This window comes from uncultured Rhodococcus sp., assembly GCF_963525155.1.
GTDB lineage: Bacteria > Actinomycetota > Actinomycetes > Mycobacteriales > Mycobacteriaceae > Rhodococcus_F > Rhodococcus_F qingshengii.
In genome coordinates this window covers 1-13,983 of sequence record NZ_CAURKP010000141.1, presented here as the reverse complement: position 1 = coordinate 13,983, position 13,983 = coordinate 1, and the positions used below count along the sequence as shown (strand labels likewise).

Annotated in this window: 15 protein-coding genes and 1 pseudogene; 8 read left to right on the top strand and 8 right to left on the bottom strand. The window is 62.5% G+C overall.

Annotation, left to right across the window (positions count from 1 at the left end; translation table 11 throughout):
* Both RWT78_RS22370 and RWT78_RS22365 read left to right on the top strand, forming a co-directional pair.
* A pseudogene (locus RWT78_RS22370) lies at window positions 1–445 on the top strand (hypothetical protein); the annotation flags it as partial.
* A gap of 48 nt (window positions 446–493) precedes the next feature.
* Window positions 494–1,150, top strand: coding sequence for a DUF3105 domain-containing protein (locus RWT78_RS22365; RefSeq protein ID WP_399552179.1), 657 nt, complete (start codon window positions 494–496; stop codon window positions 1,148–1,150).
* Between the two features lie 34 nt (window positions 1,151–1,184).
* Here RWT78_RS22365 and RWT78_RS22360 read toward each other — a convergent pair whose 3' ends face one another.
* Window positions 1,185–1,649 carry a hypothetical protein gene (locus RWT78_RS22360; RefSeq protein ID WP_003942246.1) on the bottom strand — a complete coding sequence of 155 codons (465 nt, stop codon included), beginning with the start codon at window positions 1,647–1,649 and terminating at the stop codon, window positions 1,185–1,187.
* Window positions 1,646–2,401, bottom strand: a complete 756-nt coding sequence (gene dapB / locus RWT78_RS22355; protein ID WP_399552178.1) for a 4-hydroxy-tetrahydrodipicolinate reductase — start codon at window positions 2,399–2,401, stop codon at window positions 1,646–1,648. Before dapB ends, RWT78_RS22360 begins: the two co-directional genes overlap by 4 nt.
* Before the next feature lie 111 nt (window positions 2,402–2,512).
* Between dapB and RWT78_RS22350 the strand changes: the two genes are divergently transcribed.
* Together RWT78_RS22350 and RWT78_RS22345 are read left to right on the top strand one after the other, a co-directional pair.
* The gene (locus RWT78_RS22350) at window positions 2,513–4,552 is read left to right on the top strand and encodes an ATP-binding cassette domain-containing protein (RefSeq protein ID WP_030535578.1); all 2,040 of its coding nucleotides are present in this window, start codon (window positions 2,513–2,515) and stop codon (window positions 4,550–4,552) included.
* A complete protein-coding gene (locus RWT78_RS22345) occupies window positions 4,549–5,283 on the top strand; it encodes an energy-coupling factor transporter transmembrane protein EcfT (protein ID WP_003942210.1) in 735 nt (244 codons plus the stop codon). Before RWT78_RS22350 ends, RWT78_RS22345 begins: the two co-directional genes overlap by 4 nt.
* On the opposite strand, the gene RWT78_RS22340 is transcribed toward RWT78_RS22345, so the two are convergent.
* Entirely contained in the window at window positions 5,249–5,905 is a 657-nt protein-coding gene (locus RWT78_RS22340; RefSeq protein ID WP_125050960.1) for a TetR/AcrR family transcriptional regulator, read from the bottom strand. The genes RWT78_RS22345 and RWT78_RS22340 overlap by 35 nt on opposite strands.
* Before the next feature lie 225 nt (window positions 5,906–6,130).
* Here RWT78_RS22340 and RWT78_RS22335 point away from each other — a divergent pair, with 225 nt between their 5' ends.
* Both RWT78_RS22335 and RWT78_RS22330 read left to right on the top strand, forming a co-directional pair.
* Window positions 6,131–7,078, top strand: a complete 948-nt coding sequence (locus RWT78_RS22335; RefSeq protein ID WP_003942176.1) for a metal-dependent hydrolase — start codon at window positions 6,131–6,133, stop codon at window positions 7,076–7,078.
* Window positions 7,078–8,238: a hypothetical protein gene (locus RWT78_RS22330; protein WP_030535582.1), complete on the top strand. Its 1,161-nt coding sequence runs from the start codon at window positions 7,078–7,080 to the stop codon at window positions 8,236–8,238. The genes RWT78_RS22335 and RWT78_RS22330 overlap by 1 nt, the downstream gene beginning before the upstream one ends.
* Before the next feature lie 45 nt (window positions 8,239–8,283).
* Here the strand turns inward: RWT78_RS22330 and RWT78_RS22325 are convergent, their stop codons facing one another.
* Window positions 8,284–9,333: a biotin/lipoate A/B protein ligase family protein gene (locus RWT78_RS22325; RefSeq protein ID WP_003942269.1), complete on the bottom strand. Its 1,050-nt coding sequence runs from the start codon at window positions 9,331–9,333 to the stop codon at window positions 8,284–8,286.
* A gap of 276 nt (window positions 9,334–9,609) precedes the next feature.
* On the opposite strand from RWT78_RS22325, the gene RWT78_RS22320 reads away from it, so the two are divergent.
* Entirely contained in the window at window positions 9,610–9,765 is a 156-nt protein-coding gene (locus tag RWT78_RS22320) for a hypothetical protein (protein WP_003942131.1), read from the top strand.
* Window positions 9,766–9,784: 19 nt separating this feature from the next.
* Here RWT78_RS22320 and RWT78_RS22315 read toward each other — a convergent pair whose 3' ends face one another.
* From RWT78_RS22315 to RWT78_RS22305, 3 genes are all read right to left on the bottom strand, one after another.
* The gene (locus RWT78_RS22315) at window positions 9,785–10,600 is read right to left on the bottom strand and encodes a MerR family transcriptional regulator (RefSeq protein ID WP_314680827.1); all 816 of its coding nucleotides are present in this window, start codon (window positions 10,598–10,600) and stop codon (window positions 9,785–9,787) included.
* 52 nt (window positions 10,601–10,652) lie between these two features.
* Window positions 10,653–11,159, bottom strand: coding sequence for a glyoxalase/bleomycin resistance/dioxygenase family protein (locus tag RWT78_RS22310; RefSeq protein WP_030535584.1), 507 nt, complete (start codon window positions 11,157–11,159; stop codon window positions 10,653–10,655).
* 71 nt (window positions 11,160–11,230) lie between these two features.
* Window positions 11,231–12,412: a GDSL-type esterase/lipase family protein gene (locus RWT78_RS22305; RefSeq protein WP_314680825.1), complete on the bottom strand. Its 1,182-nt coding sequence runs from the start codon at window positions 12,410–12,412 to the stop codon at window positions 11,231–11,233.
* A 108-nt stretch (window positions 12,413–12,520) separates the two neighbouring features.
* Between RWT78_RS22305 and RWT78_RS22300 the strand changes: the two genes are divergently transcribed.
* Window positions 12,521–13,096 carry a TetR/AcrR family transcriptional regulator gene (locus RWT78_RS22300; RefSeq protein ID WP_030535586.1) on the top strand — a complete coding sequence of 192 codons (576 nt, stop codon included), beginning with the start codon at window positions 12,521–12,523 and terminating at the stop codon, window positions 13,094–13,096.
* Window positions 13,097–13,269: 173 nt separating this feature from the next.
* Here the strand turns inward: RWT78_RS22300 and RWT78_RS22295 are convergent.
* Window positions 13,270–13,983, bottom strand: a 714-nt coding sequence (locus RWT78_RS22295) for a tyrosine-protein phosphatase (RefSeq protein ID WP_314680821.1), incomplete at its 5' end; no start/stop codon positions are given.

Below are 13,983 nucleotides of genomic sequence, written 5' to 3'. Positions count from 1 at the left end.
GGTGCAACTAAGCGTGGTCTACACCACCGCTGAGCGACAGCAGGTTCAGGATCTGAGTACGGGCTCGCCGACCATGTTGGCCAAAGTAGGTCAGCTCAGATTTACTCCCACCCTCACACCCGGTGGGCCCGTCCCCCACGCCGGCACGATGGCTGTCACCGGCGGCGCCGTGAGCAAGGACGGCACGGTGGTAGCGCTCCGCACGTATACCGACGCTTACCTGTACGCAGCTCCCGACGGCGATATCGTGAAAGCGTTGAACACCAACCCGATTCGCGTCCCCCTTCCCGACGAGCCACAAGGTGAGGCGATCGCGTTCGACGCTGCCGGTGATCTGATCAGTGGCTCCGAGGCATACCGAGGGCCATTACCACCAATCCGAATTCTTCGCGGCGCCAGCGACATCGCACTGTCGGACGGAGCGAGCGGCTCTCTCGGGTCGTAGTCGATTCGCGTCCCCGGGAAAGCGGACAGGCGCCGCTATCATGGCCGAGTGAACAAACAACTTCGAGCGACAGTGGTGGTCTCGGCAGTTCTCGCACTGGCTTCGTGTGCGAATTCCCTCGAAGGATCACCGCGCCCGGATGCGTTTGTTCCGAGCATCGACAACCCGGATCCGTCCGAAGCCATCGACGGAGTTGTCACGGTCGACTACCCAGCAGCCCAACACGTACGCCCGCACGAACGCGTGGCGTACACATATTCACCGCCCTTCGGCGGCCGTCATGACTCGGTCTGGGCAAACTGCACCGGAGTTGTTTATCCACAAGCGATTCGGACCGAGAATGCGGTCCATTCTCTCGAGCACGGGGCCGTGTGGATCACGTACAACCCCGACCTCGTCTCGAGCGAGGATCAGGCTCGCTTGGCACAGCGAGTCGAGGGCATGAGCTACACGTTGATGTCGCCGTATCCGACCCTGGATTCGCCGATCTCGCTGCAGTCGTGGGGCCGTCAGCTCAAGCTCGACAACGCCGCGGACGCGCGCATCGATCAGTTCGTCTCGGCTCTGCGCGTCAACCCGAACACGTATCCCGAAGTGGGCGCGACCTGTTCGGTGCCGGTGACGAGCTTCGACCCGAACAACCCGCCGCCATTCGACCCCACCACTCCGGATCCGTCATCTCCCACAACCGTTCCGGAGCGGTAGCGTCTCAGCAGGCCCCGCTTCGCGGCGTAGACACCTACTTGCCTCGTGAACGGCGTTCCAGTTCGACTGCCCGTCGCATGGTTTCCCGAGCCCGGCTTCGGTCACCGGCATAGTCGTAGGCGCGAGCAAGTCGGAAGTTCTGCTTCCAGTTGTCCGGGTCTGCTTCCCAGTCGACCTTGATCTGGGCGAACAACTCGTCGGCAGCCGCTCGCTCGATCCGGCCCGAAGGCAATTTCGGAAGCGCAGACGCATCGACAGCGAGGCCCTCGTCGTGAATCTGCTGCGCGAGGCGCTGGTGCGTGAAGCCGGCACGGAGCGTGGCGATGACGAGCCACAGCCCCAGGAACGGCAGGATCAGCACGCCGATCCCGAGACCGATCGCGGCGCCGCCACCGTCCTGGATGAGCTGGATTCCGCGCTGGCCGAGCAGCACGAAGTACACCGCGAGCGCAATGCAAATCGCGACGATCAGTGCGACGGTGCGGGTGGTCTTGTTCATAGATCGAGAAAGGAATCGATACCGACCGTCAGACCCGGACGCGAGCCGATCTGGCGGACACCGAGCAGAACGCCCGGCGCGAACGAATTCCGGTCGATCGAGTCGTGGCGAATGGTCAGCGTCTCGCCCTGAGTTCCGAGAATCACTTCCTGATGCGCAACCAGTCCGGCCATCCGCACGGAGTGAACCCGGACGCCGTCGACGTCCGCTCCGCGCGCACCCTCGAGCTCGGTCGTGGTGGCGTCAGGACTGCGTCCCACGCCTGCTTCCGCGCGAGCCTCGGCGATCATCGCGGCCGTTCGGTATGCGGTGCCCGAGGGAGCATCTGCCTTGTTGGGGTGATGGAGTTCGATGACCTCGACGGAATCGAAGAAGCGCGCCGCGGCAGCCGAGAAGCGCATCAACAGCACAGCACCGATGGCGAAGTTCGGGGCGATCAGAACACCCGTTGCCGGCTGGGCGTCGAGCCAGGACTGCACAGTCGCAAGCCTGGACTCGTTGAAACCGGTGGTGCCGATCACTGCGTGAATTCCGTTGGCCACGAGGAATTCCAGATTTCCCATGACGACGTCGGGGTGCGTGAAATCGACCACTACCTGAGTGCGGGTGTCGACAAACGTCTCGATGCGATCACCGGTGTCGACCTGAGCGACGAGTTCCAGATCGGGAGCAGCTTCCACTGCCTCGCAGATCGCTCGACCGACCTTGCCCTTGGCTCCCAGAACCCCGACCCTGATGGGTGCTGCACTCACGTCTTCCACGCTCCGTCCGATGCATTGTTTGAGGTGAAGCCTACGCAATCACCCCGATGCGCTCACCATCAGTCGGGCGGGAGTTATGTCACCACTGGCACACTGGACGTAGTGAGCAACCGTCCGCAAGTCCGCGAAACCGGCAACCTTCGACCACTCGAGTTGGCAACGGGTGCCGTCATGGCCGGATTCACGGTCGCGTTGTCCGTCATTGCCACGGTCATCCCCATGGCCAGCGCCCTCAACCTCGTGGCCGCCGTTCCGATGGGAATTGTTGCCCAGCGCTTCCGAGTCCGCGCCGTGACGACGGCCGGTATCTCGGCCACGGCAGTCGCCTTTGTCGCGGCGGGTTCGGGATCTGCGGCGGCGGTCGCATTGAGCGCTCTCCTCGGCGGAATCATCGGTACGGTCAAGCGGCGCGGTCTCGGCTTCGTCTCCGCATTGCTGTCGTCATTGGTCATCGGGCCCGCGCTGGCGTTGTTCTCCATAGTCCTGTTGCTTGTTCTCGCTCCGCTGCGCACCTTGTTGTTGACCTCGCTCGAGAACACCGCGTTGGGCGTGGCCGAGATCTTGAAGCGTGCCCCCACACTGGTCGGCGCAGCCGAATGGATCGAGAACAGCATCGGCTCGATCATCGACTACTGGTGGTTGTGGATCGGCGTGTCCATCATCTCCGGAATCGTCCTCAGTACCGTCGTCTCCTATTTCGTCCTCGGCGCCGTCCTCGACCGATTGGCTGCACTCCCTTCGGCCGACCCGCTCCAGACAGCACCCGACGACCGTCCGATCGATCCGTTGCCGGTCACTTTCGATCACGTGGGCTTCACCTATCCGGGTGCAACGACGCCGGCCCTCGTCGACGTCAACTTCACCGTGCGACGAGGAGAGTTCGTCACCGTCGTCGGCCACAACGGCTCGGGCAAGTCCACACTCACCCGGTTGCTCGCCGGTCGCGCGCCGACTGTCGGGACGCTGACGAGACCCGGGTCCGCCGGTCTCGGCCGACACGGCGGAACCGCCGTCGTCCTCCAACGACCCGAAAGCCAGATCCTCGGAACCCGCGTCGCGGACGACGTCGTCTGGGGGCTCCCCCCCGAGTCGCATCCCGACGTCGATGCACTGCTGGCCGAGGTGGGACTCGCGGGCATGGGTATGCGTGAGACCTCCGGGCTGTCCGGTGGCGAGATGCAACGTCTGGCTGTTGCAGCCGCGCTGGCGCGGCGCCCCGCTCTGCTGATCGCGGACGAAGCCACCGCGATGGTCGATCAGGCCGGCCGGGAGGAATTGGTCTCGCTCCTCGCCGAACTTCCGCGACGCCACCCGATGGCCGTGGTACTGGTCACCCATCACCACGCCGACACCCGCAACGCAGATCGGGTGATTCAACTACAACGCGGACGGCAGATCGATCACCAACCCGGTTGGATGACGTCGACGTTCGGGGGTCCGCCGTCTGCGCCGTGGCCGGTCAGCACTCGAGCTGTCCTCCAACTCACCGATGTCACCCACACGTACAACGACCGGACTCCGTGGTCGCGGCGCGCACTGTCGGACGTCAATCTCACAATCGGAGACGGCGACGGGCTGCTGGTTCTGGGCGGCAACGGTTCCGGTAAATCGACTCTGGCCTGGATCATGGCGGGCTTGATCGCACCGAGCAAGGGAACCGCAGTCTTCGACGGCAAACCCGTCTCACGCCAACTCGGCACCGTCGGTCTCACGTTCCAGCATTCGCGACTGCAGCTGCAACGCCGAACCGTCGCCGAAGACATCGAGGCCGCCGGAGGTCCGGAGATCGGATCGGTGCAAGTCTCGTGGGCGCTCGACGCCGTCGGACTCGACCGTCACATCGCCGGCCGCAGCATCGACGAGTTGAGCGGCGGACAGATGCGACGCGTCGTCCTGGCCGGTCTCCTCGTGCGCCAACCGCGGGTACTCATCCTCGACGAACCGCTGGCCGGTCTCGATCCACCCGGTCGACACGAAATCCTGAACGTACTCAGGTGGATTCGTCGGAACGGAACCGCAGTAGTCGTCATCTCCCACGATGTCGACGGCATGGACGCCGTATGCAGCAGAACAATTCGACTGTCGGAGGGTCGCATCCTCGACCCTGCCGCCAGCAGCGCCTTGGAAGGATCGACGACGTGACAACACTTCTGCGCGAAGTCCCGACTTCATCGCCGATCCACCGATTGTGGGCCGGAACGAAGATCGTTGCCGTCGTTCTCGTCAGCATCGTGGTCGTGACCGCTCCGTCCTGGCCGGCGATCGGCGTCGTACTCGGATTGTTGTTGCTGACCGCGGTGATCGGACGCATCCCCCCGACTGCAGTTCCGCGACCTCCGTGGTGGTTGTGGGCGCTGATCCTGCTCGGCGCGTTGATCAATCTTCCGATCGGCCTCGACGCAGTCTTCATCTACCTGCAAGCTGTGACGTTCGGTCTTGTATTGCTCTGCGTCTCACTGATGTTGGCATGGACCACGTCGATGAGCGATGTGGCGCCGGCACTGGCAACACTCGGTAGACCGCTACGATTCCTCAAGATCCCGGTCGACGAGTGGGCGATCGCGACGGCCCTCTGCATTCGTTCACTTCCGCTCTTGATCGACGAGATGCTCACCCTGGTGGCGGCGCGACGACTACGCCCGAAAGCTGTGGTCAACAGCGCTGCCGACAATTCGATAGTCGATCTGATCACCACGACCATGTCGGTGGCAATTCGGCGCTCTGCCGAGATGGGTGAAGCGATCTCCGCTCGCGGGGGCACCGGTTTGATCGCGGCGTACCCCAAGCGCCCTCAGCTCGCCGACCTGTTCGCACTGACCGTCGTCATCGCCGCGTGCGTCAGCGCGGTTGTTTTGACTCTGGTTCTGCGCTGATCGGGTCACCACTGACAGAATTTCCCTGGGCGATGATCGCAGAACCCATCCAGCGCCGTAGGTATCGCCGCAGTTCCTCGTCGCTCCGCTTCGGGTCGCCGGGCGCGAGGAAAAACGACTGCATCGTCCGCAGGACGTATTCGACCAGTTCCTGAAGTGACGTCTCGTCGTATCCGTAACTCAGCCAGTCCACGTCGAAGCGGGTGATCATCGCCATTCCGAAGGCCTGCGCCTCCTGAGAGGTCAGACCCTCGGGATGAAGACTCGAATTCGTGCTGGTGAGCAGAATGCCGAGATGGGGCGTTCGGTGGACCTGGGTCAAGGTGTAGACGACACCTTCGGTCATCGCCTCGACGGGGTCTTCGATGCCGCTCACGTGAGTGGTCAGTCGATCGAGATAGCCGTCGACCGACGCGATCGCCGCTGCCCTCATCAGAGCGTCGGCGCTGGGAAAGTATCGATACACGGTCTGCCGGATCACGCCCAGTGACTCGGCGACGTCGCCGATGCTGATTTCCGAACTCGTCCGTGCGATCAACTCGACCGCGGCCTCGACAATGCGACGAGACGCATCTTCGTCACTGTCCGGTGGATTGCCGCCCCACCCACGCCTTCGTGCCACTGCCCACTTCCTCGCTCGAACGAGGCTCGAACCATGTCTTTGCGCTCGAAGTCCAAGAGCCACAGGCTAACACAGGCAGGTTTTGCATCTGCGCCCCTCGAATTCACTCCCCTCGCCGAAAGTGAACATACAACTGCACACCAATATGTATGATTACCGCCACACGTGGCTTCGAGTGCCAGCGCGGCCACCTGACCAGCCCCTCCGAAAGACGAGGTTCGACAAGTGACCAACCTTCAACCCCGAAAAATGGACTTCGGATTCGAGGATCAGGACGTTCCCTTCCTGTGGAACCCGGAGAATCCGGCCTGGTCGAGCATGTCCAACGCGGTCTCGTTCCTGGCCATCGGTTTCGAGAAGATGATCGTGAAGATGATCATGCAGACCAAGTCGCGGATCAGCGATCCTGAGGTGGCCGAGGAAGCCGTGGCGTTCATGCGTCAGGAAGGCCATCACTCGACCGCGCACCGCCAGCATGTGAAGGCTCTGATCAGGCGCTACCCCGGACTGCAGAACACGCTCGACGCTGTGATCGGTGAATTCGATCTACTGACCGAGGCGACCTCGCTGAACTACCGGCTTGCATACACCGCAGATCTGGAGGCGACCTTCACACCGGTGTTCAAACTGATGCTCGACAACGAGGCGACCTTGTTCCGTCCGGGAGACGACCGCGTCGCGTCGCTGTTCATCTGGCACTTCGTCGAGGAGGTCGAGCATCGCAGCTCGGCTCTGATCATCTTCAATTCCGTTGTCGGAAGCGAGCTTTACCGGATGCGGATGGCACCGTCGATCTTCGCGCACGTGATGAAGGTGATTCGTATCGCCTGCGCAGGCTTCAACCAGCACGTTCCGCTCTCCGAGCGGCAAGTCGACTCACTGTCGATGTTCGCCACCCACCGCACCAAGCAGAAGGTTCTGACGTCGTTCGCTCCGTATCTGACCAAGGGCACGATGCCTCGCGCCTTCGATCACCTTCGACTCGGAGAACAACTCGTCGCACTCGGCGGTGTCTTCCGCAGCCAGATGCCCAATCACAACCCGGACCACGAGAAACTCCCCGCACTCGCCGACCAGTGGTTCAAGCGTTACGACGACGGCTACGACTGCACACGCTGGTACACCGCCGAATCTCAGGCACAAGCCGAGTCGATCACGTCAGGGGCCAACTGATGGCAGAACACTGCTCCCCCACGTTCTCCCAGCTCGCAACAGAACTCGGTTTCTCCTGTCAGGAAGCAGGTGGACTCGTCGAGTTCCGTAACCCGGCGGCGCTGGAGAACTGGACCCTGCCCGTCCTCGAATGGACCATCATCGTCGGCTCGGTGCTCGCACTGGTCCTGGCGATCGTGCGGTTGCGCCGCAACGGCGACCCCACCAATCTGGTTCTCTGGTTCGGCGCCACCGCCTACCTGTTCATCATCGAGCCTCCGCTGTACTTCCCGGCGGCGTTCGGCATCGAAGAACAAGTGGACACGATGTTCGCGCACAACGTGTTCACCGTCGACTTCATGTGGGGTCGACTGCCGCTGTACATCGTTGCCATCTATCCACTGATGGCGACGTTGGCCTTCGAAATAGTCAGAATGCTCGGCGTTTTCCGCAAATACGGTCCACTACTGGGCGCTGTCTGCGTCGGCTTCGTCCACCATGCGTTCTACGAAATCTTCGACCACCTGGGGCCCCAGTTGCGGTGGTGGGAGTGGTCGACGTCGAACCCGATCAACCAACCCATGTTCGACGCGGTTCCACTTCCCAGCGTGGTCGTCTTCGCCGCGCTGTGGCCGATGTCGTTGGCATTCTGCGTCCAGTACTTCGTCGGACGGCACGTCGATGCCGGCAAGCACTTCTCCGGACTTCAATTGGTATGGCGCACCATCGTGATCGGCCTGCTGGCCTCGCTGGGTACGTTCATTCTCCCGCTCCCGGCGACGGTCTTCGGTATGGGAAGCGACACTGTCCGCGGGTTCCTCTACGCCGCTGAACTTGCAGTCCTCACAGTGGTCGCGATCGTGGTTCTCGTCCGCCAATGGACGCACCTGCGCTCGGCAGAATCGAACACTCCTGCACACACCAACAGGTTCGTGCAGATCTACAGCGTGGTGTACCTGGTTGTCATGGCCGTCCTCTGGGCGAGTGCGCTTCCCGACTTCTTCGACGCGGTCGACGGTTCCACCAGCGCTGGAGATCCCATCGGGAACCTCTGGTACACAGTGGCGTGCTTCGTCATCGCAATCCTGTGCGTGAGCGCAACTTTCACCATTCCGAAGCGGAACTCCGGGACGGCCGACGCCGAGCTCCTCGGGGCAAACTCAGCGACTCCGGCTACCTAGGCGACCGGGACGAGACCGCTCGGGTCTCGTCCCGGTTTCTCGGTTTCACGGGACGCGGTGAGTCCACTCTTCGGTTCTGAACTTCGTGTCCACCAGCTTGCGCGCCTGCTCCAACTCCGAGTCCGTGTAATCGCTGTCGTGGGTGTCGTATTGACCTCGGAAGTGCTGCGCAAACGACTCCAGGATTGCTGCACGCGTCATTCCGGTCTGCGAACGCAGCGGATCGACGCGCTTGGCCGCACTCTTGGTTCCCTTGTCCGACATCTTCTCTCGTCCGATTCGCAACACCTGCGTCATCTTCTCAGCGTCGATGTCGTAGGCCATGGTCACGTGATGGAGCACAGTGCCGGACGCGAATCGCTTCTGAGCGGCGCCGGCGATCTTGCCCTTGTCCGAGGCGATGTCGTTGAGCGGCACATACCGAGCGTTGATACCGACCTCGGCAAGCGCTCCCATGACCCACTGATCGAGAAATGCGTAGGACTGCTCGAAACTCAAACCCTCGACCAATGACGCCGGTACTGCCAACGAGTACGTGATGCAGTTGCCCGGTTCCATGAACATCGCGCCGCCACCGGAGATTCGGCGCACCACCCCGATGCCGTACCGCGCAGCCGCCTCGGAGTCGACCTCGTTACGCACGGACTGGAACGATCCGATCACGACCAAGGGCGAGTCCCAGTCCCAGAAACGCAATGTCGGCGGACGCTCACCCGATGCGACCTCACGCGCGATGACCTCGTCCAGCGCGACGTGCATCGCGGGATCGAGAACCACCGGCGGGATGAGGTCGAAGGTGTGATCCGCCCAGCTCGTGGCGTGGCCGAGTGCGCGCCGGATCGCGATGCCGACCGACTGCGGCGTGAAGCCGATCATCGAGACGGACTCGTCGAGCGCAGTGGAGATGGCATGCGCCAACTGTTCTGCATCCGAGTCGGCGGGCATTCCGCGCAACGCCGCGTTGATGTCGTCGAGCGCGCTGTCGGGCTCGAGGAAGAAGTCCCCCGAGACTGCGACTTCGGACAGCCGACCGTCCGCCACCTCGACGTCGACCGCGACCAGTTTTCCACCAGGAACCTTGTACTCTCCACGCATCCGTCCAGCCTATCCCTGCGGGATTCTCTGCGGTGAGCGCCGTCGAAGATCACACCGCGCGCGCAGTGCGCATCTGTTCGGAAGGCAGGGCGACCAAGTAACCACACCTGTAAGTCGCTGCGGGGCTGCATAATCGCGCGGACGGGACCGCACGTGTCGACCCCTGGCAATTTGGCCGAGCAACGGCCCTGCTTCTGCCGACAGGCGAGATGATCTCTGTGGTGGGAGGATTGCCGCAACGAGCCAACTCCCTGGCGAGCCACAACGGAGGTAGACATGAAGGTCCCGGCGTTCCACTCGACGGTTCCTTCGGATCTCGACGTCTATCACGACAACGAAAGCTGCATTTTGGCCGCGCGCATCGCAGTGTCCCATCGTGCCCCCGGAGTCGACGGCCGACCGTGGTGCACTGCGTGTGCGTCTTTGGACTGACGAGCGACCACCAGCTCACTCACACCCACGTCGCCGATTCGGGGACAACCCCGTTGGCCCGAGCATTCGCATCGATGACAGCGCGGAGCCACACTGTCAGACCGGTCTCGACCTGCTCGTAGAACGCGGTGAATCCCGGATCGGCCACGTACATCCGTCCCAGACACACCTGCATCGAATGTGTGCAGTCGAAGTAAACCCCGATCGACGCTCGGTGCCGTTCTGCCAGCGAATTCGCCTCGGCGCTTCCCGGTTCGACTCCGGACCGGCACGCCAGCGCCAGGTCTTCGTTGAGCATCTCGACGCAGTCGGCAATCTTCTGCCAATCCTCAGCGGTCCTACCTGCCGACCGTTCCGCGTGCTGCGCCCACTGCGCGCTGTCGCCCCAACGCTCGTGCGCCTCCGGCCCCCATGACGGCTGCCAGTGTCGGCCGAAGATCGACACCTGCTCGTGTGCCGGCAACAGCACACCCGACTTCCTGGCATCGATGATGCGATCCAAGGACTCGCCCAGTTCCTCCAAGTCGGCTATCCGTTGCCGCAACTCGGCGCGCTGCCCACACAGCGTCTTGTCCACGTCGGCTGCGGGCGCATCGAGCAATATCCTGATCTCGTCGAGCGACAAGCCCACGTCACGGTAGACAAGCACCCGGCCGATGCGGCCGAGGTCCGCGTCGGTGTACAGCCGGTAGCCCCCGTCACTGCGCCCGGACGGACGCACCAAACCGATTGCGTCCCAATGATGGAGGGTACGTACGGTTATGCCTAGTCGTGATGCGGCAGCACCGACAGTGAGAGCACTGTCTGCCTCGTCTCCGAAGAGTTGGTCCGTCACGTGATCCAGTCTGACAGACGCGGTTCGGGAGGCCACAGCGTCAGACCTCGGTTCAGTCGTCGGGTCCGTCAATTCCCATGCCTCGCAGATGCTCGGCCTCGGCACTGTTCGGGTCGTACGGACGAGCGGCCGTCATGATCACGCGCGCGTTCTCTGGTGTCACAATCTCCAACTCCAGTGAATTCCACGGCTTCAGATGTGGACCGCTGGTGCATCCGGGCCGCAATTCCTCACACGCCTGTGCTATCTGGTCCATCTGACTCAGCACACACGCAAAGCTCACACTGACGGACGGTGGTGAATCTGCACATTCGCCGGGCACGAGCAGAACGTCTTGAAATGCCCAGCGTCGCAGGTGCGTCAGTCGATCCGGTACCGAAAAGAGGTCGAAGAAACCGAGCCCACGGATCCAGAAGTCGGCAGATTCGGCCAGATCCGATGTCGGAACCGACACGAACATGGGCATTCCGTAGAGACCTCGGAACTGTTCCGGAGGCACGGCGTCTGTAGCGGGGACAGGGACGGGGCTGATGTCGAATGCCGGGTAAGTATCGGTCATGAAGCCATCGTGAGCCCTCACGCTACGTCAGGGTCAAATCGTGTGAAATCCGATCGAACCAGATTGCGCGATCACACCGTGCGTGCGAATGCGCCGTCGTCTGCGAATACCCGTTGGGCAAAGCGTTCGCCGATGAGACGGTGCGTCGCAGCGTTCGGATGGAGCTGATCGGGAAGCGGCAGCTCTTCGTTCTCGGCCGCACCGTAGAGATCGCACCCGTCGACGTAATGCAGATTGGGATCAACCGCCGATCGCTGGGTTACGATGCGCGCCAACTCTTCCCGAATAGAGCGCAGCGTCAGCTTTCCGGCTGCACGCTCGGCAGAATCGCCGGTAGCAACGAATCGCATTTCGCCTCTGGCAAGCGCGTCGAAATCGAATGCACCAGGTCCAGGCGTGTCTTCGTGAATCGGGCAATAGACAGGCGAGACGACCAGCAGTGGAGACACTGGATGACCGTCGCGGACGGTGTCGAGGAAGCCGTGCATTGCCGACGTGAAGGCCCGCAGGCGCATCACGTCGGAGTTGACCAGATTGATGCCTATCTTGATGCTGATGAGGTCGGCAGGAGTGTCTCGCATAGCGCGGGCGACGTACTGGTCCAGCAGAGCGCTGCCGCCGAACCCGAGGTTGATCAGATCCACGCCGCCGAGGGAGGCTGCGAGAGCAGGCCAAGTGCGGGAGGGACTTTCAGCGCCGGAGCCTTGACTGATCGAGCTTCCGTGATGGAGCCACACATCACGCTTCGTGCCGACTGCGAGTTCGAGCGGGGCGTCGGTTCGCAATGCGACAAGTTCGGTGGTTTCGTTGTGCGGCAACCAGATCTCGACGGTCTTGGATCGCGCGGGCAAGTCCGCGAAGCGGATGGTGCTGACGGGTCCGGATTGTCTCTGAGCGGTACCGGTCGCCATGTCGATCGTCACCGTGTTGCCACCCTCAGCGATTGCGTGCCCGGTTGGTTCGCCGTCGACGATCAGGTCGTACACCCCTTGCGGCCTCGGCGGAGCACCGATGTAGATCATTTTCGTGGGCAGAGTGTCGAGTTCGATGGCCGTAGCGCTGGTTCGGAACACCAGCCGCACTCCGGACGGTTGTGATTGCGCCATTGCCATCTGCCCGTCAGCGAATTGCGTGCGAGCTCTGGCAGGCAGACGGTGTGTCAGCACACCGCGTTCGGTCCGCTCGAGCTCGAGGGCTCCGCGCACGATGTCCTCGGAAATTGCGGTAGTAATCCAGCTGCTCTGGCTGTTCATCTCATTCACCTGTAGATAAGTTGCGAAGGTTTTAACTACAGCACACAGTAATTTGCCTATACTATTTAGGCAAGCGGTTTCACTTCTCGACGAACAGGACCAACGGACATGCCTCGCGCAGGACTGACACCCGAACGCCTCGCCGTGGCGGGCGCCGAATTGGCCGACGAGGTGGGCTTCGAGCAGGTGACCGTATCGGCGGTCGCCAGAGCGTTCGACGTCAAGGTCGCAAGCCTGTACTCGCACGTAAAAAGTTCGAACGACCTCAAAACCAGAATCGCGCTGCTTGCCTTGGAAGAGATGGCCGACCAGGCTGCCGACGCCGTGGCCGGTCGGTCCGGTCGCGACGCCTTGACCGCCTTCGCGAACGTGTACCGCAACTACGCGAGGTCACACCCTGGTCGGTACGCCGCGTCACAGATGCGCCTCACCCCGGAGGCCGCAGCTGCGAGCGCGGGCTTCAGACACTCGCAGATGATGCGATCGATTCTGCGCGGGTACAACCTCACCGATCTCGATCAGACCCACGCAGTTCGGTTGCTCGGCAGCGTTTTTCATGGGTACGCCAGCCTCGAGTTGGGTGGATCGTTCAGCCACAGTGCACCGGACAGCGCCGAAAGCTGGGCAAGAATCCTCGAGGCACTCGATTCGATGCTGACCAATTGGCCAGCGTCGAGTCCATGACCAGGCATGCTTTTTGCGAGCAAAGTTCTTGCGCCACTTGGTGATCGCACACGGCCAAGAAACCTCGGGCCCACCCCAGGAGCGGCGCCACACAATCGCGCGCCCCGCAACCATTGCTCGCACTGGGACAGAAGAAGGTCCGAGTAGGCAAGAAGCCGGACGTGGAGCTCCGCTTAGAGGAGAAGCTTGGCGCGCAGAGAGTCGACAGTGCCCTGGTCGACGCCGAGGCCCTCCCGTACGTAAGTATCCATACCGCCGTAGAGCCGGTCCACCTGTGCATACGCCGCATCGAGCCACGACAGGTCCACCGCGTCGTCCCGGCCCAGGTACGTGTTCGACGCCATGAAATCGGCACTGATGACCTCACGCGGGACACCCAGAATGGTCAGCAGGATCGCGGTACCCCAACCGGTGCGGTCCTTCCCTGCACTGCAGTGGTAGACGGTTGCGCCGTCGGAGTTGTTCGCGATCGCAGTCAGCAGGTCACGAAAGGCGACATCGGAACCCCGGTAGTTGACCATGAACGGGTAGCCGATGCTCTGGCCGATGTTCGAGGTTCCCTTGACTGCGCCGTCGATCAACGCGCGACCGAGGGTCAAGGGAACGAACTCGTGGAACGCGATGCCGTGTTCGATACTGACGACGTCGGCGACCTGGTAGGTGACCCCGGCTGGGATCCGATCGGGATCCTCCGCACGTTCGGAGGCGTTGCGCAGGTCGACGTCGAGGGTCAGGTTCGCGGCGGTGAGTTTTGCCAGATCAGTCTCATTGAGCGAGCTGAGCTTGTTGGAACGGAACACCAGGCCTGTCCGGACGGTCCTGCCATCGGTAGTCCGATACCCGCCGATATCGCGGAAGTTCCGCGCCTCGTCGAGCCTGATCTCGGC

Excerpts from the sequence above, each read along its gene's own strand:
- RWT78_RS22320 (WP_003942131.1), top strand. The coding sequence starts at position 9,610 with ATGAAGGTCCCGGCGTTCCACTCGACGGTTCCTTCGGATCTCGACGTC.
- RWT78_RS22305 (WP_314680825.1), bottom strand. The coding sequence starts at position 12,412 with ATGAACAGCCAGAGCAGCTGGATTACTACCGCAATTTCCGAGGACATC.
- RWT78_RS22300 (WP_030535586.1), top strand. The coding sequence starts at position 12,521 with ATGCCTCGCGCAGGACTGACACCCGAACGCCTCGCCGTGGCGGGCGCC.
- RWT78_RS22310 (WP_030535584.1), bottom strand. The coding sequence starts at position 11,159 with ATGACCGATACTTACCCGGCATTCGACATCAGCCCCGTCCCTGTCCCC.
- RWT78_RS22330 (WP_030535582.1), top strand. The coding sequence starts at position 7,078 with ATGGCAGAACACTGCTCCCCCACGTTCTCCCAGCTCGCAACAGAACTC.
- RWT78_RS22360 (WP_003942246.1), bottom strand. The coding sequence starts at position 1,649 with ATGAACAAGACCACCCGCACCGTCGCACTGATCGTCGCGATTTGCATT.
- RWT78_RS22325 (WP_003942269.1), bottom strand. The coding sequence starts at position 9,333 with ATGCGTGGAGAGTACAAGGTTCCTGGTGGAAAACTGGTCGCGGTCGAC.